Annotated in this window: 18 protein-coding genes; 12 read left to right on the forward strand and 6 right to left on the reverse strand. The window is 48.8% G+C overall.

Annotated features, from left to right (window positions below):
• Nucleotides 1–20: 20 nt before the first annotated feature.
• Nucleotides 21–779, reverse strand: coding sequence for a DeoR/GlpR family DNA-binding transcription regulator (locus tag B153_RS0124100; protein ID WP_020599312.1), 759 nt, complete (start codon nucleotides 777–779; stop codon nucleotides 21–23).
• Between the two features lie 395 nt (nucleotides 780–1174).
• Here B153_RS0124100 and B153_RS0124105 point away from each other — a divergent pair, with 395 nt between their 5' ends.
• The 6 genes from B153_RS0124105 (at nucleotide 1175) to B153_RS0124130 (ending at nucleotide 9845) form a co-directional block, all read left to right on the forward strand.
• Nucleotides 1175–4288: a SusC/RagA family TonB-linked outer membrane protein gene (locus tag B153_RS0124105; protein ID WP_245564937.1), complete on the forward strand. Its 3114-nt coding sequence runs from the start codon at nucleotides 1175–1177 to the stop codon at nucleotides 4286–4288.
• A gap of 18 nt (nucleotides 4289–4306) precedes the next feature.
• Complete coding sequence (locus tag B153_RS0124110; RefSeq protein WP_020599314.1) at nucleotides 4307–5869, forward strand: SusD/RagB family nutrient-binding outer membrane lipoprotein; 1563 nt, start codon at nucleotides 4307–4309, stop codon at nucleotides 5867–5869.
• An 81-nt stretch (nucleotides 5870–5950) separates the two neighbouring features.
• On the forward strand, nucleotides 5951–6412 hold the full coding sequence (locus tag B153_RS0124115) for a RidA family protein (protein WP_020599315.1): 462 nt from the start codon (nucleotides 5951–5953) through the stop codon (nucleotides 6410–6412).
• Between the two features lie 290 nt (nucleotides 6413–6702).
• Complete coding sequence (locus B153_RS0124120) at nucleotides 6703–7923, forward strand: aminotransferase class V-fold PLP-dependent enzyme (protein WP_026262415.1); 1221 nt, start codon at nucleotides 6703–6705, stop codon at nucleotides 7921–7923.
• 46 nt (nucleotides 7924–7969) lie between these two features.
• Nucleotides 7970–9217 (forward strand): amidohydrolase/deacetylase family metallohydrolase, encoded by a 1248-nt coding sequence (locus tag B153_RS0124125; RefSeq protein ID WP_020599317.1) that lies wholly within the window; start codon nucleotides 7970–7972, stop codon nucleotides 9215–9217.
• A gap of 166 nt (nucleotides 9218–9383) precedes the next feature.
• A complete protein-coding gene (locus B153_RS0124130; RefSeq protein ID WP_020599318.1) occupies nucleotides 9384–9845 on the forward strand; it encodes a RidA family protein in 462 nt (153 codons plus the stop codon).
• A gap of 62 nt (nucleotides 9846–9907) precedes the next feature.
• Here the strand turns inward: B153_RS0124130 and B153_RS0124135 are convergent, their stop codons facing one another.
• Nucleotides 9908–10279 (reverse strand): hypothetical protein, encoded by a 372-nt coding sequence (locus B153_RS0124135; protein WP_020599319.1) that lies wholly within the window; start codon nucleotides 10277–10279, stop codon nucleotides 9908–9910.
• Nucleotides 10280–10521: 242 nt separating this feature from the next.
• Between B153_RS0124135 and B153_RS0124145 the strand changes: the two genes are divergently transcribed.
• From B153_RS0124145 to B153_RS0124170, 6 genes are all read left to right on the forward strand, one after another.
• The gene (locus B153_RS0124145; protein WP_020599321.1) at nucleotides 10522–11367 is read left to right on the forward strand and encodes an SMP-30/gluconolactonase/LRE family protein; all 846 of its coding nucleotides are present in this window, start codon (nucleotides 10522–10524) and stop codon (nucleotides 11365–11367) included.
• A gap of 532 nt (nucleotides 11368–11899) precedes the next feature.
• Nucleotides 11900–12319, forward strand: coding sequence for a response regulator (locus tag B153_RS35770; RefSeq protein ID WP_020599322.1), 420 nt, complete (start codon nucleotides 11900–11902; stop codon nucleotides 12317–12319).
• Complete coding sequence (locus tag B153_RS0124155; RefSeq protein WP_026262416.1) at nucleotides 12309–13160, forward strand: M12 family metallopeptidase; 852 nt, start codon at nucleotides 12309–12311, stop codon at nucleotides 13158–13160. The genes B153_RS35770 and B153_RS0124155 overlap by 11 nt, the downstream gene beginning before the upstream one ends.
• 461 nt (nucleotides 13161–13621) lie before the next feature.
• Nucleotides 13622–14365, forward strand: coding sequence for a response regulator transcription factor (locus tag B153_RS0124160; protein ID WP_040761953.1), 744 nt, complete (start codon nucleotides 13622–13624; stop codon nucleotides 14363–14365).
• A 34-nt stretch (nucleotides 14366–14399) separates the two neighbouring features.
• Entirely contained in the window at nucleotides 14400–18146 is a 3747-nt protein-coding gene (locus B153_RS0124165) for a PAS domain S-box protein (protein WP_020599325.1), read from the forward strand.
• A gap of 53 nt (nucleotides 18147–18199) precedes the next feature.
• Nucleotides 18200–19339, forward strand: coding sequence for a hybrid sensor histidine kinase/response regulator (locus B153_RS0124170; protein ID WP_020599326.1), 1140 nt, complete (start codon nucleotides 18200–18202; stop codon nucleotides 19337–19339).
• Here the strand turns inward: B153_RS0124170 and B153_RS0124175 are convergent.
• The 4 genes from B153_RS0124175 to B153_RS0124185 form a co-directional block, all read right to left on the reverse strand.
• Nucleotides 19332–20102, reverse strand: a complete 771-nt coding sequence (locus B153_RS0124175) for an SDR family NAD(P)-dependent oxidoreductase (RefSeq protein ID WP_020599327.1) — start codon at nucleotides 20100–20102, stop codon at nucleotides 19332–19334. The two genes, B153_RS0124170 and B153_RS0124175, sit on opposite strands and share 8 nt — an antisense overlap.
• 127 nt (nucleotides 20103–20229) lie before the next feature.
• Entirely contained in the window at nucleotides 20230–20388 is a 159-nt protein-coding gene (locus B153_RS37835; RefSeq protein ID WP_020599328.1) for a hypothetical protein, read from the reverse strand.
• Between the two features lie 46 nt (nucleotides 20389–20434).
• Nucleotides 20435–20656 (reverse strand): ISAon1 family transposase N-terminal region protein, encoded by a 222-nt coding sequence (locus B153_RS38345; RefSeq protein ID WP_020599329.1) that lies wholly within the window; start codon nucleotides 20654–20656, stop codon nucleotides 20435–20437.
• Nucleotides 20657–20795: 139 nt separating this feature from the next.
• A partial coding sequence (locus tag B153_RS0124185) for a transposase (RefSeq protein WP_020599330.1) occupies nucleotides 20796–21051 on the reverse strand: 256 nt, incomplete at its 5' end.

The following is a 21051-nucleotide window of genomic DNA, read 5'->3' on the forward strand; positions in this document are numbered from 1 at the left end:
CTGGCCTCACAGAAAAAACCTTATAGCACCGTTGTTTTGCCGCCCTGGTAAGGAGCAAGGTCGGGTGAATCGGCCGGGAGTTCTGTGATGAGGTAATCCACCTGTTCAAGATCGGCAATTTTCATGCGCATCACACTATTCATCTTCTCCGAAATGCACAACACAGCTACTTTCTGAGCAGCCCGGATCATGGCTTTTTTGGCTTGTACGGTTTCCCAGTCAGAATCCGAAAGGCCTTCCCTGGCGTCGATGGCGTTGGTACCCATGATGCACAAATCGACACGCAGTTCGGAAAGTCGCTGATAAACCTCACCCCCCACACTCATCTGGCTATAGCGCGAGATTTGGCCTCCAATCATTATGATTTCCAGGTTGGGTTTGTCCAGAAGCTCAACCGCCGTTAAAGGATTAACCGTAATGAACGTAGCGCGTAGATCGGCCGGGATCAGTTTGATGAACTCCCGAATGGTCGTACCTCCCCCCATCAGGATCAGCATCCCGTCCCGTAGTAACGTCAGTGTCTTTTCGGCAATGATCTTTTTGTTGGTATGCGCGTAAGTTTCCTGAATCTGGGAGGAATGGTGATAGGCTTTCGACATAGCCCCTCCGCGAATTTTTATCAGTTTTCCTTCATCCGACAGGTCGTTGATGTCGCGCCGGATGGTATCCTCCGACACATTCAGCGCATTGGCCAGATCGGTCAGATTAACTCGTGTATGGAGGTTTATCTGCTTGATAATTAATTCTTTGCGCTCGTCTTTTAAAAAGGCTATAGACATACTGGTACAACAAAATCCTGGTAATCGGAACGTAAAAGGGAAAACGTAACCAACTCTAACCTATTGTGATAAACGGTTTACAGGTTTCAATGTATACGCTTCATGGGGTCTGTATGTTTTCAAAGGCCAGTTCGAGAGGGGTGGGCATCACTCCTCCATTATCTTCTCTTTTGCAAAATTTGCTCCGTTTCGGATTATCTTATAAGATATGACATAAAAATGCAGTTTTTGCATATAAATAGCGCATTATTTTCCATAATGAGCAAATAAAATTGCTTTAAGGCTTTTTTAATTCGCATACTTGTGCAAATATTGCAAATAAATATTGCAGTATTTGCAATAAGGCGCCTTTCGAAGTATTAACCTAACTAATCACATTAACCACGTGTATGCTTATGAAATGTATGCTACAACATTGGCTTACCCGACGAGGTATGCTCCTGATAGCACTCTGGTTGGTAACCGCTGCCACGTTTGGGCAGACGATTTCCGGGAAAGTGACCAATGCGGGCGATGGTCAGCCGCTTCCGGGCGTGACCATCCTGGAAAAAGGCTCGGCGAAAGGAACTGTAACCGATAGCGAGGGGAAGTACACGCTCAATCTGACCAGTGCACAGGCAACGGTTATTTTTTCTTATATCGGCTTTACGGCGCAGGAAATTGCGGTAGCTGGTCGGTCGGCGATCGACGTTAGTTTGAAAGAGGGGGCTACCAGTCTGGGTGAAGTGGTGGTAACGGCTCTGGGGATTTCGAAGGAGAAAAAGGCACTGGCCTACGCTGTTTCGGAAGTGAAAGGGAGTGAGTTTACCCAGGCCCGCGAAAACAACGTAGCCAATGCCCTGACGGGGAAAATTGCCGGGGTCAACGCAACGGGTATGGCGACAGGACCAGGTGGCTCCAGTCGAATTGTCATTCGGGGAAATGGGTCACTCAACGGAAACAACCAGCCGCTGTATGTGATTAACGGGATGCCAATGGATAACAGCATTCCGGGCGGAGGGACAGCCTCCGATGGCAATGGGATGAACGTAGACCGGGGAGATGGTATCGGTGGCATTAACCCCGATGATATTGAGTCGATTAGCGTATTGAAAGGTGGTCCAGCGGCTGCCTTATATGGCGCTCGGGCATCGAACGGGGTTATTTTGATCACCACCAAAAAAGGCCGTGGACAGAAAGGGGTTGGGGTAGAGATCAACAGCAACACAACCTTCGAAAGTATCGCCGTGATTCCAAACTGGCAATATGAATATGGCCAGGGATTGGATGGGAAAAAGCCGACGACCGTCACGGAAGCGAAAAGTACGGGCCGTTTGTCGTATGGCGCCCGGATGGATGGTCAGCCAACGATTCAGGTCGATGGACAGATGCATCCGTATTCCCCGCAGAAAGACAACCTGAAAAACTTCTACCGAACGGGCAGCAACTACATCAATTCGGTCGCCTTTACGGGCGGCAACGAGTCGGTCAACTTCCGGTTAGGTCTGAACAACACCCAGTCGAACAGCATTGTACCAAACTCGTCCTTTGCCCGTCGGATCGCCAACCTGAACCTGAACGCCTTTCTGGGTAAAAAATTGAGTATCGAAACGGTTTTCCAGTATAACTACGAAGAAGCGACCAACCGCCCGAAAGTAGGCTATGCCGACATGAACCCGCACTGGGCTACGTATCTGATCGCGAATGTGGTCGATATCCGCAGTCTGGCTCCAGGTTATGACCCCGTAACGGGAAAAGAAATGGAATGGAATCCGGTTCCGGCAGCGCCGAACCCCTATTTTGTGGTCAACAAATTCAAAAACGACGATACTAAAAATCGGTTCATCAGCCAGGGAAGCATCCGGTACGACATTCTGGATAATCTGTATCTGAAAGGCAGTGTCAGTCAGGATTTTTACAACTTCCAGTCGGAATATGTCCAGCCGACCAACAACGCCTACCAGCCTTTGGGAACTTACGAAGCCCGGAAGACCAGCGCTTCGGAAACCAACGGTATGCTGACGCTGAACTACAGTACCAACCTGATGCCAGACCTGAGTTTTTCGGCACTGTTAGGGGCCAATGCCCAACGGTCAATCTACGACCAGACACTGATAGCGGGAAGTGAATTTACGGTGCCGTATTTCTACAGCTATACCAACCTGGCTACGTCGACGACTACGCCAACCTACATGAAAAGTGCCATCAACTCGGTGTTTGGTTCGGTCGATTTTGGCTATAAGAACCTTGCCTTTCTGACGGTGTCGGGTCGGCAGGATTGGTTTTCGGTATTGAATCCGAAGAGCAACAGCATTTTCTACCCGTCGGTGGGTGGTTCGTTCATTATTTCAGATGCCTTCCGGTTACCGAAAGCCGTCAGCTTTGCCAAATTGCGGGCGTCGTTTGCCCAGGTGGGGGGCGCTACGGTCAATGCTTACCAGATTTACCAGTATTACTCGATGCAGCAGGGGGGGCACAATGGTCGCCCGGTACAAGTGCTTTCATCGTCGCAGGTGCCCAATCCCGATCTGAAACCGCTGACGTCCACAACCTACGAGGGTGGTATCGAAGCTAAATTCCTGAATAATCGACTGGGTATTGACCTGACGTTCTATAACCGGAAAACGACCAACGACATCGTTACCTCAAACATTGCCCTTTCGTCGGGCTATACGTCGGCCTTGCTGAACGTGGGGGAACTGAGCAACAAAGGCATTGAACTGCTCCTGACCGGAGCACCGATTCGAACGTCGGATTTTGGCTGGGATGTAAGCTACAACATGGCTTACAACAAAAGCAAAATCGAACGACTGGCCGATGGACTGACGGGTATCGATGTCGGTAGTGGTGTAGGCGGAGGTCTGGTCCGTAACGTACTGGGTCGTCCATACGGAACCGTGTGGGGCTATCGGAAGAAAACGGATGCGAATGGCAATGTGGTATTTAACACGGCCAGCGGCTACGCCGTTCGTGGCGACCTGCAAGAAATCGGCCAGGGTACTCCTCCGCTGACGATGGGCATCACCAACAACTTCCGCTATAAAAATTTCTCGCTCAACATCCTGGTCGACGGTAAGTTTGGCAGCATCGTGTATTCGAACCTGTACCAGTATGCTTATCGCTTCGGCTTACCGCAGGAAACCCTGCCAGGACGTGAAACAGGTATTACCGTAACGGGCGTAACGCCAGAAGGAGCACCGTTTACCAAAACCTGGGCCAAGGAGGATGTCGACACCTATTACGACAACGACAAGAACTACACGGCCATGTTTATGTTCAACAACGATTTCGTGAAGCTCCGCCAGATCATCCTGAGCTATAACCTGCCCGTCAGCAAGCTGTCGTTCCTGAAGCTGCAATCGGCGTCGATTTCGTTTGTGGCCCGAAACCTGGCTATTCTGTACAAGGATAAGAAGAATCAGTATTTCGATCCGGAGTCGGGCTATACCAGCACGAACGCACAGGGTCTGGAAGCCTTTGGCGTACCCAGAACCCGCAGCCTTGGGGTAAGCTTACAAGTGAAATTCTAACCTGATATCATCCTGACCATGAAGAGTCTGATCAAAAAAATAGGCTATGTGGCTCCGTTGTTCCTGCTTTTGACGTCCTGCGACAAAGGTTTCGAGGAAATGAACGTAGACCCTAACAAATATGCCTCGGTTGTTCCCGAATACCTGTTCACCCGCGCTCAATTAGATGGGGTTAGTACCAACTTTACGGGGGCTGCCTACCTGACCATCGGTCAGTCAATGCAGCATTTTGCGACCTATAAAGAAGTACCGGCAGCGGGCGATAAATACTTCAATTATAGCTATTCAACAGCTAACTGGAACGCCTATGCCGGAACCACGGCCGGGCAGGGATCGATCATCTCGATTCGGCAGGTGATCGACGCTGTTTCGGGTAATGCGGCTAATGTCAATAAGCTCTCGGCGGCTCGAATCTGGAAAGCGTATATATTCCACCGGTTGACGGACGTCTATGGCGATATCCCCTATTTCGATGCCGGGAAAGCACTTTCAGACAAGAATTACAGTCCCAAATACGACACGCAACAGACCATTTATGCCGATCTGCTGAAGGAACTTGACGAATCGATTGCGGCCTTCGATGCCACTAAAACCACGTTCGGAAATGCGGATCTGATGTTTGGGGGCGACGTCAGTAAGTGGAAGAAGTTTGCCTATTCGCTGATGCTGCGCTTGGGGATGCGCCTGACCGAAGTGGACCCGACAACGGCCAAAACCTGGGTACAGAAAGCGATTGCCGGTGGGGTGATTCTGGACGATGCCGACCGGGCTACGATTGCCTATGTAGATGGCTCACAAACCGCCAGCCGGAATTTCATTGCCAGTGGTCTATTGAGTACCGATTACATTACCCCCGGTGGCGATAATGTGGAAGGTGGGAAGTTTGCCAAAACCCTGATCGATTATCTGAAAGGCACAAAAGACCCCCGCCTGAATGTAATTTCGATTGTATGGACCACTACGGATAATAAAACGTTTACGGCCGATACGACCACCGCTTTGCAAAGTGGTATGCCCAACGCAGCCTACAACAGTCTGCCCGCCAATTTCAACTCGTTTTCGGAACCCAACCCCAATACGCTGCTGAAATACAATGCGCCTTTGCTGGTGATGACCAATGCCGAAATGTACCTCCTGCTGGCCGAAGCGGCCGTTCGAGGCTGGTATACAGGCAGTACCGCCGAAGCCGCTTATACGAACGCGGTAAAAGCAGGGATGCGGCAATGGACGCTTTTCGGTACGGGTGGCGTTATTCCCGATGCCAAGATCAATGCGTATCTGGCTGTCAATCCGTACAAAACAAGCGGTACCGTAGCGCAGCAGATGGAGCAGATCGGTACGCAGAAATGGGTCACGCTTTTTCTGGAAGACGAATATGAGATTTTCGCAAACTGGCGTCGTACGGGTTACCCTGTATTGACTCCCACCAATTATCCGGGTAATCTGACGGGCGGCAAGATTCCGACACGGTTTGTTATTCCCGATTCGGAAGAGACCTATAATAAAACCAACTTCATCGATGCGCGTACGCGTCAGGGCGGTACCAATACCCTGTCGAGTGTGGTTTGGTGGGATAAGTAAAATTTTCAGTTCGTCTCCCCGTGTTTGTGAATACACGGGAGACGAACTGAAGCCTTAATCGAAAACCATAATCCGATCGGTATGAGACTACAACGTCACTCCCTTTTCAATACGCTTTTCGCTTCGGCAGCCAGCCTGGCTGGGCTCGCTGTTTCCACACCCGGTTTAGCGTCGGCGGAGCCTGCCGAACCTAGGGAAGCTGACGAGGCTACCCATCAGGATGTACCCCTGTATTCGAGTAGGACAAAGCTGGATAATCTGGTTTTTATCTTCGGTATAGGGGCTCATTTTGAGGGTGACATAAAGGCCCATACCGATCATGTACTCAGGGAAATGGCAACCGAACTGGCCAAAGCGGGGTCGTCGATGGAGAAGGTTCTGAAAGTGAATGTCTATCTGCATGATCTGACGGATTACAAATCGATGAACGAAGTTTTCAAAGGTCGTTTTGGGGCCAAACCGCCTGTCCGGACAACAGTAGCTCCTCGTGCTGGAGTCCCCGGTAATTCGCTGATCGAAATGGATTGCATTGCCTATGTCTAGGTATGGCTATGCCTGACAAATTCCCTTGCTCAAATCGTGTGTATCCATAGTCTAAACGCACCCGAGCGGCAAGGGTATTTTTTGGGCATGGCTCTCTTATTGAGACGGTTATCTTACTGGCTGGCTTTCTTTTAGGGATATTATTTGTGAGGTCAATGTTCGTGTGGCTGGCCGTACGCAGCCGACTTCGCGTCATTCGTAAAAACACATCGTGGGTTCAGCATCCAGAATCTCGTAGGATACGCTACCCAGGTAATACATTTCTTTAACAGTATACTCGTAAACCAATCATGCTCAGCAGACGAACATTACTCAAACACTTATCGGCTATGCCGCTGGTTGGCGGTTTTTTTGGCGAGGCCGCTTCCATTGCTCCGACCTCGATGGCCCCGGTATTGGCCCCGCGAAATCTGGTGAAAGAATTGGGTATCCGAACCTTTATCAATGCGGCTGGTACCTATACGGCCATGACTGGCTCGCTAATGGACGACGATGTGGTCAATGCCATTCTGGCGTCGTCGAAAGAGTTTATGATGCTGGATGATGTGCAGACCAAAGTGGGCGAAAAGATTGCCGCGCTGACCCATGCCGAATCGGCGGTTGTAACGGCAGGCTGCTTTTCGGCCATGACTCTGGGCCTGGCTGGTGTGCTGACGGGTATGGACCAGAAAAAAGTAGAGCAACTCCCGCACCTCGAAGGCACCGACATTAAATCGGAAGTGATTGTGCAGAAGGGGCACAACGTTGGCTATTCCCATGCTCTGACCAATACCGGCTGTAAAATCGTGTTCATCGAAACGGTTGACGAGCTTGAAAAGGCAATTAATCCAAAAACAGCGATGCTCTGGTTTCTAAATATCCAGTCCGACAAAGGAAAGATTATGCACCAGCAGTGGGTCGAATTGGGTAAAAAGCACAACATCCCAACCATGATCGATATTGCCGCTGATGTACCACCCGTCGAAAATCTCTGGAAGTTCAATGATATGGGCTTCGATCTGGTCTGTGTATCGGGGGGGAAAGCTATGCGCGGGCCGCAAAGTGCGGGCTTACTAATGGGCAAAAAGGCGTATATCGATGCGGCCCGGCTCAGTATGCCGCCACGGGGGTCGACCATCGGTCGGGGCATGAAAGTGAATAAGGAAGAAATTCTGGGCATGTATGTGGCCCTTGAAAAGTTTATTGCCCGCGATCAGGACAAGGACTGGAAAATGCTGGAAGAGCGGGCCGCTCATATTGCCAGTGCGGCTAAACGCGTGCAAGGGGTAAGTGTCGAAACATTCGCTCCCGAGCTGGGTAATCACACCCCAACGCTGCGCATAAGCTGGGACCCGGCCAAAGTGAACCTGACCGCCAAAGCGGTGCAGGAAGGATTACGGAATGGGTCACCTTCCATCGAAATCGTAAGCGATGGAAAAACCATTGGCATGACAACCTGGATGCTGAAGCCCGGCGAAGAAAAGATCGTAGCCGCTCGTCTGAAAGAAGAACTGGCAAAAGGTTCGGTCTAACCTGTTTTCTGTTTCAAGCTGGTTGAACTGTAAAACCAAACTGTGTATGCGAAAACTTATTCTATTCCTTACCCTTCTCTGTATTTCAGGCTATGGGGCAGTGGCCCAGCCGTATACTATTGTTATCAAAGGCGGCCACCTGATTGATCCGAAGAATAATATCGATGCCCTGATGGATGTGGCCATTACGGACGGTAAAATCGTACAGGTTGCCAAAAGCATTGATGCCAGTCAGGCCAGGCAGGTGGTGGATGCGAAAGGTATGTACATAACCCCCGGCCTGATCGACCTCCATGGGCATGTGTTTTATGGGACTGAACCCAATCATTACCTGAGCAACGGAGCCACCGCCGTAGCTCCCGATGGCTTTACGTTCCGAACGGGGGTTACGACCATTGTGGACGCGGGGGGAGCGGGCTGGAAATCGTTCGAAACCTTTAAGCAAAACATTATTCTCACGGCTAAAACACGGGTACTATCGTTTCTGAACATCGTGGGGGAAGGGATGCGGGGCGGTAAATATGAGCAGGATACCACCGACATGGACCCGAAGCAGGCGGCCCGCGTAGCCATGGAGAACCAGAACGACATAGTTGGTTTTAAAGTGGCCCACTTTCAGGGAGCAAGCTGGGCTCCGGTCGATCATGCTGTACAGGCAGGAACCTTAGCCGCGATGCCGGTAATGGTCGATTTTGGTGGAAGCCAGCCGCCGTTGCCGTTGGCAGATCTGTTTTTGAAGCACCTGCGGCCGGGCGATATATTCACGCATACCTACACGTTATTGCCCAACAATGTCCGGGAAACGATTGTGGATGAGGATACCAAAACGGTGAAACCCTATGTCTGGGAAGCTCAGAAACGGGGTATTGTGTTTGATGTAGGGTATGGTGGGGCCAGCTTCAATTTTTCGCAGGCGATTCCGGCCATCAAAAGCAAGTTTTACCCAACTACCATCAGTACGGATTTGCATACGGGTAGCATGAATGGGTCGATGAAAGACCTACTTAGCGTCATGTCGAAATTCGTAGCGATGGGCGAGGATATTCCCAGTGTGATCCGGGCCAGTACCTGGACACCGGCACAAGTCATCAAGCGTGAAAACCTGGGTCATCTGTCGGTAGGGGCCATTGCCGATGTTGCTATTCTGAGTATGCGGCAGGGTAAGTTTGGCTTGTATGATAAAACGGGCTACAAACTAATGGCCAAGCAAAAATTTGAATGCGAAATGACCATCAAAGGTGGGAAGATCGTCTATGATCTGAACGGAATTGTTAGTCCGATTGGCTTGAACTGATGTTGTAAACATCTGAACCGCAAGGACGCAATAGACGCAAGGCTCTAAAAATTTGCTCCTTGCGCCTTCGCGCCCTTGCGGTTTAAATGAAACAGAGTAGCTAATGATCCTATTCTGCAACCACCTGATACACGTAAAAAACAACGTTTAACTGATTGAGAATTTTATGAAAACAGAACGCCGTTCCATCTTAAAACGCCTTTTCGCATCAGCTGCCGGAGCTATTGGACTGGGCGCTACAACAAAAGCTACAGCCGCTGAAGCTGCCCCCGAAAAAGAAGTATTTAACGTAGTAAACCACCAGGATGTGCCCCTTTTTTCGGGCTCAACCAAGCTGGGAAATCTGGTGTTTGTAGCCGGGAAAGGCTATCACAAGGAGGGCGACATTAAGGTACACACCGACGAAGTACTGAAAGAACTGGAAAAAGAGCTGATCAAGGCTGGGTCGTCGATGGAAAAAGTGCTTAAAGTTAATGTGTTCCTGCACGATCTGAACGATTACAAAGCCATGAACGAAGTGTACAAAGGCCGTTTTGGCAGTAAGCCCCCGGTTCGTACCACTGTAGCCGTATATGGGGGTGTTCCCGGCGATTCGCTGGTTGAGATGGACTGCATTGCCTATATCTAAAGACGGACTCCTATAAACTAATCGAAACTCCTTCCTCCAGGTACAGAGGAGGGAGTTTCTCGTTAATTGGGCGTGGAGACGAACCGAACATCGAAGGCCCCTGAAGCCCGTTTTCCCTTGATGGTCACTGTATATTCGGCCCCTTTCTGATTGACCAGGTGTAATCTGTTCGCTTCGGATGTGCTGATTTTCTTACTGAAAACAGTAGCTGAAGGCGATTTTATAGAGGCTGACAGATCACCATCGGTTTCGGTAAACGCATAAGATAGATAAGTGTCATTTTCAGGCACATGAAGGGTAAAGGTCTGTTTGCCAATCAATTCTTTGAAGGAGGCTTTGGCCTGTTGTTGGTTTGAGGTACCCTGCCACTGTCTGGTAAATGAACAGGCACTGATAGACACAAGAAGGCAAATGGATAAAAGATAACGGATCATCAGTAAAACGAATTAAGGGGTTTAATGCTGTTTTAAAGCGTAGATGCCAATCGGTTTGTGCTGGTTGCATTGGCCGGAAATCCTTTTTTACAAACCGCTTTTGCCATAGGCTCAGATATAGGCCTGATGCGGCCTCCGTTGGCGGGGTCAGACCTGTTTTTTGCCGAAAATTTGATAGATTGGCTGCGCTATCTTCAGTGACATGAGATGGTTTTCATTTGTCCCTCAAAACCAACCAATCGATGCGGAAAACATTCTTTATTGCCTGTATGAACCTGGTGGCGTGTGCGGCTATAGCTCAGGCCCAGACCATCCATTTAAAACCTGTTTGGGAAACCGATACTACTCTCCGAACACCTGAATGCGTGCTGGTAGACCCCGCTAAAAAAGTACTCTACGTAGCCTGCATCAATGGAAACCCAACCCTGCAAAACAAAGGCAGCTACCTCGCCAAAGTGGGCATGGATGGCAAGGTGATTAAACTAAAATTCACCGAAGGTCTTAACTCAACCAAAGGAATGGGGATACTGGGCGACAAACTGTACGTTACGGAAATGAATCAGGTAGCTGAAGTGTCGCTGGCCACCGGCAAAATACTCAACCGCTATCCTGTAGCAGGGGCTAAGTTCCTGAATGATATTGCCATTGACACCAAGAAAGGGATTGTCTATGTATCGGATTCGGACGATAGCAAGGTATGGGCCATTACAAATGGTAAACCCAGTCTGGTGCTGTCAGGGTCTCCGCTGAAGGGGCCAAACGGTCTGCTGTTTGAAAACAATCAACTGCTGATCGGTAATGGCGATGGGTCGTTGTTATCGATGGACCCAGCAACCAAAAAACTGACGACGCTGGCCAAAGGCATGGGTGGAATTGACGGCATCGTTGCCCTGGGTAACAAAAAATATGTCGTTACAGAATGGGCGGGTAAGGTCTGGTACGTACAGCCCGATGGCAAAACCGAGTTGAAACTCGATACGTCAAAAGAGAAAATTAATTCGGCCGATATTGGCTACAGCGCCAGTAGCCAGATGCTCTTCGTTCCGACTTTTTTCCATAATACCGTGAAAGCCTATTCGCTTAAGTAAAGGAATCAATGCGTGCGAGCGGCCCGGAAGGTTCATGCCTTCCGGGCCGCTTTGTTTTGTATAGGCAACCTATTAAAAAGCGAAAGACGGTTGGCTATAGTTTCTAAACTATCATCGTTCAGTATCGGCAGTAGGAGTTACGTGGTTACGGAGAGGCAATACGTATAGGGGGATAGCTATTAATCAATTTGTGATATTGAAACTGATTTGTCAGTTACTACGCTCAATAGTTAAAGCTATTTATGGAATGGTCATTTATACTTAAGTATAATATACTATATTGTATGGTGGTAAAATAAAAAGATTGTCCTTTTGATAGTTGATCGATACTATGAAAAAAACAATTTAGGTCATTTCGTCCTGTAAAATGGTCAGTTCACGCATGAACAGACCATAATGTATGGGTTTTTAGGATAGTGTATAGTAGGTTAGCCCTGTCAGATGGTCGGTTTATTCAACCATTCGACAGGGCTTATTCAGGCCTGGTAGTGCAGTTTAAATTTTCACCGTAACAACTTTCTCTATCTGCTGTATGAACACAGGGCACACCCCACTGATTTATCTGGTCGATGATGACCAGGACGAGCATTTTCTGGTACAATCCATTTTTGACGGACAGGCCAATTCGTATGATGTCCGGAGCTTTTATGATGGTACAGATCTGATTACACAACTTACCCATCGCTTGGATCATCGGTTTCCCGATTTGATCTTACTAGACCTGCATATGCCTATCCTGTCGGGATATGATGTGCTACGTATGCTGAAAGGCGACCCCCAATGGCGAGGAATCCCCGTTATCATTAACAGTGCTTCGACCGACCGTTCGGCCAGAAAGCGCTGCATGGCGTTAGGGTGCTCCGTATTTCTGGATAAATCCAGTTACTACCTCACGGATGATGATGTATTGACTTCGTTCATGACCTTTCCACGAACTACCCATGAAAACTAAATCTGCCCAACTACTGCTTTTTGCATTTGTTTGTAGCTCAATGAGTTGCTCACATATGCCTGCTGAACATGGGCTGGAAGTCAGCCCAAAAGCAAACGTTAGCCGTCCTGAAGAAGCTTTCCCGTTTCAACGGGGGATACCGAAAACAGGTACATTGAATGGTGAGGAAATTATCTATTCTCTCATTGACGGTCAGGCGGTTTTCCAGCGCGATATCCTGATCAATCCAGATTCGCTTCATGATGCAGGCGACTTGCATACAGAAGGGGCGGGTCGTTCGAAGGTATCTTCCCGATGGCCTAACAAAATCGTTTATTACACCATTGACCCGGCACTACCCAATACGGCTCGGGTAACCGACGCGATTGCCCACTGGGAGGCCAACACGCCAATCCGTTTTAAGCCCCGTACCACCCAGCGTGGCTATGTATTATTTCGACCTGGCTCAGGCTGTTCATCCAATGTGGGGTATATTGGAAGCGTCCAATACATAAACCTGGCCAGTAGCTGCACAACAGGCAATACCATCCACGAAATCGGGCATACCATTGGGTTATGGCATGAGCAAAGCCGAACAGATCGGGATTCGTATGTTACCATAAACACGACGAACATACTGCCCGGCTATGAAGCAGACTTCCAGACCTATACTCAACGGGGTATGGATGGATTCGATTATGCGGGAGGTCTGGATTTTAAATCAATTATGATGTACGGTTCCTATGACTTTTCGAGAAATGGTTTGCCAACCCTGACAAGAAAAGATGGATCGACGTTTAGTAGTCAGCGTCAGGGTTTGTCAGCCGTAGACATAACTACTGTAAACGCTATGTACCCCTAATGCTGGCATTCATCTTTCAGTAGTTTGCCTGGGAGTTCTTGCCCTGCTGACGTGGGAAGCATCTTTGGAAGTGGAGTAAAAGCGTACATCCGAAGATGCTTCCTGTCTCAATGGGCAGATAGGGACTCAATTCGGGTATAGGTTGAATATGATGGCAAATTGATTGATTTAATGAAGATTTAACTTTACTTACCAATAAGTAGGATTACTTGTATTTTTTATATTTAAAATTATGTAAATAAATTTGTTAGTGTAGGCTGATTATGCCCCCAGGTCCTTAATGGGTTTCCTACATGAGAACTGTCTTTTCTTTTCTGCTGACGTAGTAATCAGGCCTAATGGGCTGTCTGAAGCCTGGAATTCTCTGGTTCAGGATACTCAACAATCGTAAAGGGTTTAGTCAACACTCCTGGTAGAATTGTGCTACCGGGAGCGTGGTTTGCATGGTATCTTACCTACACATGGTGAAGCAAATACTCATAATTGACGATGTTGCACAAATCCGGGAGAATTTAGCTGAGCAATTAGCCTTGAATGGATACGATGTACAGACCGCTGAAGATGGCAAAACGGGCCTCAAAAAAGCCCGCCAATGGCTTCCCCATCTGATTCTGTGCGACATAATGATGGGAGGTATGAGTGGCTATCAGGTGCTGGAAGGTATCCGAGCCTGCCCGGATACAGCCCATATCCCATTTATTTTTTTAACGGCCAAAGCGGATATGGCCAACTTACGACAAGGAATGGGTCTGGGAGCTGACGATTATGTAACAAAACCCTTTCTGCTCCGGGATTTGCTGAAAGCAATCGAGAGTCGGTTAAAGAGAAATTATGAACAACGGAAGGAGCCCAGCGCTGCAAGCACCTATTTAAAAACGATTCGTGGACGTGATGAAAGAGGATACATGATTCTGCGTACCGACGAATGCAGTTTTTTCTGTACGCGTAAGCGCGGGTACTTTGTCCATCATCCATTAGGGGTATTCCAGATTGATACCAGTCTGGACACGTTGGAGGCCAGGCTGGATCCCAACCAGTTTTTCCGGGTGAATCGGCACGTCATTCTGCATCGGAAAAGCGTCCTGAACTATACCTATTGGGACAAAGGCAAGCACTGTTTACTGATAGAAGCAGGAGGGAAGCATCAGGAAGTGATTTTACCAAAAGCCCGGTTTCGCTACTTTAAAGACTGGTTATCTGCCTAAACGTCAGGTTGCTGCATGAATAACATACGGACGCATGGAGAAGTATCTGGAGCTTTGGTTTAATACGTCATCGCAGGGAGTTGCTTTTGTAGAACCTGTACAGAACAGGCAGGGGGGAACCGTTGATTTTCGTTACAAACTGGTTAATTCGGCCTTTGCCCAACTGGTTCGACAGAGACCGGATGAACTGATAGCGCAGGCTGTGGGGCTTACACTTGGCGAAGATTTGACCAAAAGGCTGGCAAATAGTATTCAGACGGGTGAGCCACAATGGATGCGCAGGCGAGCCGAACAAGAGGACAAAACCATATGGCAGGATATTACCCTAACACCCATGGAGGGCCAGATTATGGTGGGGATTCAGGATGTGAGCGAGCAGAAACGATACGAAAGTAGTTTGCAGCGACGGCTGGCTATGGAGTCGATTATATCGACCATTGCGAGCCGATTGATAACACTGAGAACCAACGAGGCCGATCAGTACATACCAGAAGCGTTGCAGCAGATCAGTGAATACATTGATGCCGAACGGGCATCGGTATTTATGTATTCCGACGATTATCAGGAGGGATATTGTGTACACGAATGGTGTGCGCCTGGGCACCAATCAAGGAAGGCGAAGATTCAGACCCGACCGCGCGAATGCTTCGACTGGATGCGGCCAAAGCTGGAAAAAGGGGAGTTTATTCGGTTGCAGGTGGATGAACTTAGCCCGGAACAAGTTCAGGAGAAGGCTTTCTTCAACTTTATCTCGGTCTATTCCATGATTGCGGTTCCGCTAATTCAGAACCGGAAAACGCAGGGCTTTATCGGATTTTACACGATGAGCGGGCCCCATGTATGGGACCAGAACGATGTTTCGCTGCTGGAAACCTTCAGTACATTGATTGCCAATGTGTTCCTGCGGCTACAGCAGGAAATAGCCATTCAACGGGTAAACTTTCGGCTCGAAGGCCTGCATGCCATCGATCAGGCTTTGCTGGGTTCCCGAATGGCCGATGAACCACCGCTCTTGATTGCTATGAAGTACATGTACTCTATGGTGCCCTGCAATCGAATTTCGGTTTTTCAAATCAATAGAGAAACCGGGCTGGCCGAAGCCAAATGCCGGGTTATAGACGGGGAGGTAGAAAGAGACCCAACGATTAACGTTCCGGCCCGCTATTTTGAGGATCGATTTCAGCAGAATACAAACCCCGCTCAGCTCATCTACTACCCTGACCTACAGACCGACACAACGGGTATACCGCCTGAATTAATAGCTAACCTAAAGGGTTTTCAGTCGCAGGTGACGATTCCCTTATATAATCAGAAAGACTGTATTGGCGCATTGACCTTACTAGCGGTAACTCCTCATTTCTTTACCGAGGAGTACCGTCAGATCGCCCAGGAAATAGCCAGGCCGTTAGCGATTGTATTGCGTCAGCAGCAGTTGGATGACCAACTAAAACTCTATACGGAGCAGCTTGAATGGCGGGTAGAGGAGCGAACACAGGAGGTAAGACGCTTATCGACGCTACACCAGGCTATTTTAAAACATGCGGGGCAGGCGATTGTATCAACCGATATACATGGGGTTATCCAGACCGCCAACCAGGCCTGTGAGCACCTATTAGGCTATCGTCCCGAAGAATTAATTGGCCGACTGGCTTACCTCAAACCGGGTACTACTCAGAATCCTTTACCGGTCGTTGTGTACCGAACGGTAACTCAGGGGGCGCCCTCGCATAATTTGTTTGCCGAAGCATTGGCTACTCAGGGCTTTTTCTATTGCGAATGTGTAACCATCCATAAATCTGGCAGTAGGCTACCTGTATTGCTGGCAGTCAGTGTCTTGCAGGATGATGATGGGCTTTTGATTGGCTATGTGGGCATCTCTACCGACATCTCTGCTTTAAAGAACGTGGAGTTGAAGCTCCAGCAAATAAACCAGGAACTAAATACATTTTTTGAGGGCGCACTGGATATGCACTGCATTTCTGATCGTCATGGAAAAATAGCCGCCGTCAACCGTGCTTTTCAGCAGACCCTTGGGTATTCGGCAAAAGAACTGATGCGTATCCCTTTTTTACAACTCATTCATCCTGATGAGCAGCAGTTTGTGTATGAACATTTACTGGTATCCATTCTCGAACAGCCGGTCCGTAATCAGATTAACCGGATGCGAACAAAAGATGGTTCGTACCGGGTCATAGAATGGAATGCCGTAGGAATCAATCAGATCGTGTATGGGTCGGCCCGGGATATTACAGAACGGCAGGAAGCTGAAATGCAACTGCGCAATCTGAATCAACGGCTGCAATTGGCTACGCAGGCGGCTGGCCAGGGGCTCTGGGAAAAAGATCTGGTTAAGGGTACCCTGTTCTGGGATGATCAGATGTGGCAGATTTTTGGCGAGGAATATCGCCAGCCTGATTGGAACTTTGAGAAGTTCCTGAAAATAATTCATCCCGCCGACGTGGCGAACGTTCAGGAACTGTCGTTTTCAAGAGGGCAAAATAGCAAGCGCTCCATCATCTCCCGAATTATTCGCCCCGATGGAAGTATTCGCTACATCGAAGCGAATGGCCTGGTAACCCAGGATGAAAAGGGAAAACCTATACGCGCCATTGGGGTTGCCTGGGACGTAACCGAACGAAAACTGGCCGAAGCGGCTGTGCTGGAAAGTGAGCAGCGCTTTCGGGACATTGCAGACAATGTGGATGAGGTATTCTGGATTCATGCAACCGATCCATTTCGCTTACTGTATGTCAATCCGGCCTACGAACGCATCTGGAACCGGAGTTGTCAGAGCTTATACGAAAATCCATTGTCGTTTCTGGAGGCAATCTATGAAGAGGACAGGTCGTCGGTTGCCAAAGCGATCAGTCTGTATGAGATCGGTGAAGAGATCAGTATCCAGTGCCGGGGAGTCAGGCCAGATGGGAGTCTGTTCTGGATGTTGGTCCGTACGTTCATTATCCGCGACGAAACGGGTAAGGTTACAAGGCAGATTGGCATTGCCAATGATATCACGAGCCAAAAGGAGAAAGAGCTGGTTTTGCAGCAATCGCTACAGCACGAACAGGAGTTGAATCAGCTTAAGTCGCAGTTTGTGGCAACCGCTTCGCATGAGTTCCGAACACCTTTGGCAACCATACAGTCGAGTGTGGACTTAATCAAAATATACCTCGATCTGCCCATTACTACGGCCAGAGCCTCCATTGAAAGGCACCTTACCGTCATCGAAAAAGAGATCGAACAATTCAGTGCATTGCTTACCGATATATTGACCATCGGTCGAATAGAATCCAAAAAGGTAAGCTTCTATCCCCGATTGGTCGATGCCGTGCTGCTGTGTGAAGATATAATTGCCACGCATTTCAGCAATCGAAACGATAATCGGTCTGTTGATTTCAGGATCGAAGGCGTACCCCATACGGTGTATCTGGACGATAAATTGATGAGCCATGTTATCGTCAATGTCCTGTCCAATGCCTTCAAGTTTTCGAAAAGCAACCCTGTTCTGCGAATTATTTTTGAGGGGCAACGTCTTGTGTTTGAAGTCGTTGATAAGGGGATCGGAATTCCAGAGAAAGAACTCTCGGCCCTGTTTCAGGCCTTCTTCCGGGCCAGCAATACCAGTGGAATCCCAGGTACAGGGTTAGGGCTGGTGATTGCCCGGCAGTTTGTCGAGCTACATGGCGGCAGTTTCGATATTCAGAGCCAGGAAAAGCAGGGCACGACTTGTACGATCGCACTACCCATCAACGTAACCGACCCTATTCTGATCAACCAGTAACCGGCTGGTTTTTAATTTTTTAATAAACTTCCCTCGTTAGATTGATTGAACTCATGGCTACACAAATCCTACTCATTGAAGACGACGTTCAGATGCGCGAAAATGTTGAAGAATTGCTGACGTTACAGGGATTCCAAGTAGAAACAGCCACCAATGGCCGGGAAGGGATAACGCAGGCTATGCTACACGCACCAGACCTGATTCTTTGTGATGTGATGATGCCGGAAGTTACGGGCTACCAGGTGCTTGAGGTGGTTCGTGCCAATCGACTAATAGCCAATGTGCCCTTCATATTTCTTACGGCCAGATCGGATACCTCCGATATGCGACGGGGCATGGACCTGGGGGCCGACGATTACCTGACCAAACCCTTCACATTTCAGAATCTGCTGCGTACGATTGAGAGTCGTTTAAAAAGGGAAGATAGCCGGAAAGCTGAGCTGCGAACACAGATCGATACGTTCCGCCACAAACTGGCCTCAGTAACGGCACATGAATACAATACGGCTTTGTCAGGCATAATTGGTATCTCCTCCCTGCTGCTCGACGATTACCAGCAGTTAACGGATGAAGAGACGGTTGAGATGATGGGGATGATCAAGGTAAGCGGACTACGGTTGAAACGATCGCTGGATAACATTCAACTGATGGATACCTTGCAGCAGCTCGATCCATCTCATGCTGACGCGTATGCCTACTTTTCGAAAGGGAACTCCTGGATTACAGCCGAACAGGTTGAGCGCATCGTTCAGGCCGTGGCGTATAGACTTGACCGGGCCCTTCGCTACCAGCTCACTATTCAATCGGTTCCACTTTGTATTTCGGAAGATAACCTGCGTATATGCCTGGAAGAACTCATCGACAATGCGTTCAAATTCTCAGCATCTGCCCAAAAAGTATGTTTGACCGGCGCATGCGATGGGACTCACTATCGATTAACGCTTATCAATAAAGGGCAGCCTTTCAAGGCCTGTTATTATGATCAGATTGCTCCTTACACCCAATTTGACCGTCAGCAGTACGAGCAGCAGGGTTTTGGATTGGGCCTGGCGATTGTCAAAAGGATTTTAGAATTGAATCAGGGACAACTGCATATTTCCAGCCTGGCGGACGATGAGACGGCTGTATCCATATGGCTACAACTGGATGAGCAGGCCAGCAGGCTGAAAGAAAGCGAACAGATACCTACGTAAAACGCGCTCTGGATGCGCGAAGGGCGGGCAGGCCGATGCCACTCGCATCGAAGCCTCCATCGACGGCAAGCATCTGGCCGGTAATGTAGGAAGCCTTGGTTGAGCATAGAAATACAACTGCCTCTGCAATGTCCTGTTCGGTGGCAGACCGATTCAGGGGAATACCATCGTAATAGGCTTTGATAATTTCGGGTGAATGGACCGCTTCGGCCAGTCTGGTCTTTACAGGACCTGGCGAAACACAGTTTACCCGAACCCCATAATCACCCAGTTCAATAGCCAGTTGTTTGGTCAGATGAACGACTGCGGCTTTCGAGGTGCCATAGGCTACCCGTAAGGTACTGGCCCGAAGTGCCGAAATGGAAGCGATATTGACAATGGCCCCCTGGCTTTCTTTCAGAGCGGGTATGGTGGCTTGTGTGCAAAGGAAAACCCCATCCAGATTGGTAGACATAATGGTTCGCCAGATGTCGAAATCGGTTTTTTCGAGGGGTTCGAAAACGGCTACCCCAGCATTATTGATCAGCGCATCGATGCGGCCAAACGTGGCCAGTACCGTCGACACCATTTCCTGAACCATCTCCGGCACAGAAACATCACAATGAATGGATATTGTACCGGGTAAATTTTCTGAGGCCACTTGTAGTTCGGGTTCGTCGCGGTCAACCATCGCGACGCGCCAGTCGTTTTCCAGGAATAATTTTGTGGTGGCCAGGCCGATACCCCGTGCGGCACCCGTTACGATGGCAATTCTAATAGACATATCTCTTAATCTATGTTGGGAAAGGGAAGGGTACGAATTTTCGTAGCTTCGTTTAGGGAAAGGCAAAATAGCTAAAAGTCTCTCTGTTTTCCTGGAAATAGGATAATCTCAACCCATCTTCGTTTACTCAACTTGCCTGAGCAGCGAGTTGCATTGAGTACGATCGTTCATGAATAGCCACAAGGCCACCCACGAATTTACCAAAAAGCGCTTTTTGATCTGGATTGTCCAGATACATGCCGAATACAGTATCACTGCCTTTCTCCTCGGAATACCAGCGGGCCATTGACATACATGGACCATTCGTACAGCGTTCCGTCAGCTACCTGTGTTTAATCCTGATAGACCTTGGTATTAAGCCATCTCCGGCGCTTGATGTGTAGGAAGACTTGGTGGCCACGGATAGGAAAATCCTGGACAGTGATGGTAGGGAAGAAGCCTTTGGACAGTAGATTCTTCCGTCCTGGCTCATTCTGATCGGCATTTTTCTCTTCGATACGCATTTGAAAGACACCATCCTGGCGGTCGCTGGAAGTCAACTCGAAATTTTCCAAAATGAACTTTGGTAGCAGGAACTGACGATGGGTAAGAAACTCTCCAAATCGACTCGGTTTGATTGATTCACAAACCTAGATAAATCGTATACCCTCTACAACTTTTGGATCAAGGATAATACTTGTGGAGTAACTTGGATTAAGCATATAATTGAGACAGCCTATATAAGAAGAATGCCACGTTACCAACCCCTCTGAACTGAGCCCGAAACGCCTTGATCTTGGCATTGAATGACTCCGCTGAGGCATTCGTACTGCGGTTGTCAAAGTAGTTGAGAATCGTTTCATAGTGATTCTGGATCGAACGAGCCACCGTGTTGAAGGCCTTAAAACCCGCTTGGCGGACTTTCTCATGCCATTTAGCCAACCGGGCTAAGCCGTAGAGCTTATCGGTC

The sequence above is a fragment of the Spirosoma panaciterrae DSM 21099 genome, from assembly GCF_000374025.1.
GTDB lineage: Bacteria > Bacteroidota > Bacteroidia > Cytophagales > Spirosomataceae > Spirosoma > Spirosoma panaciterrae.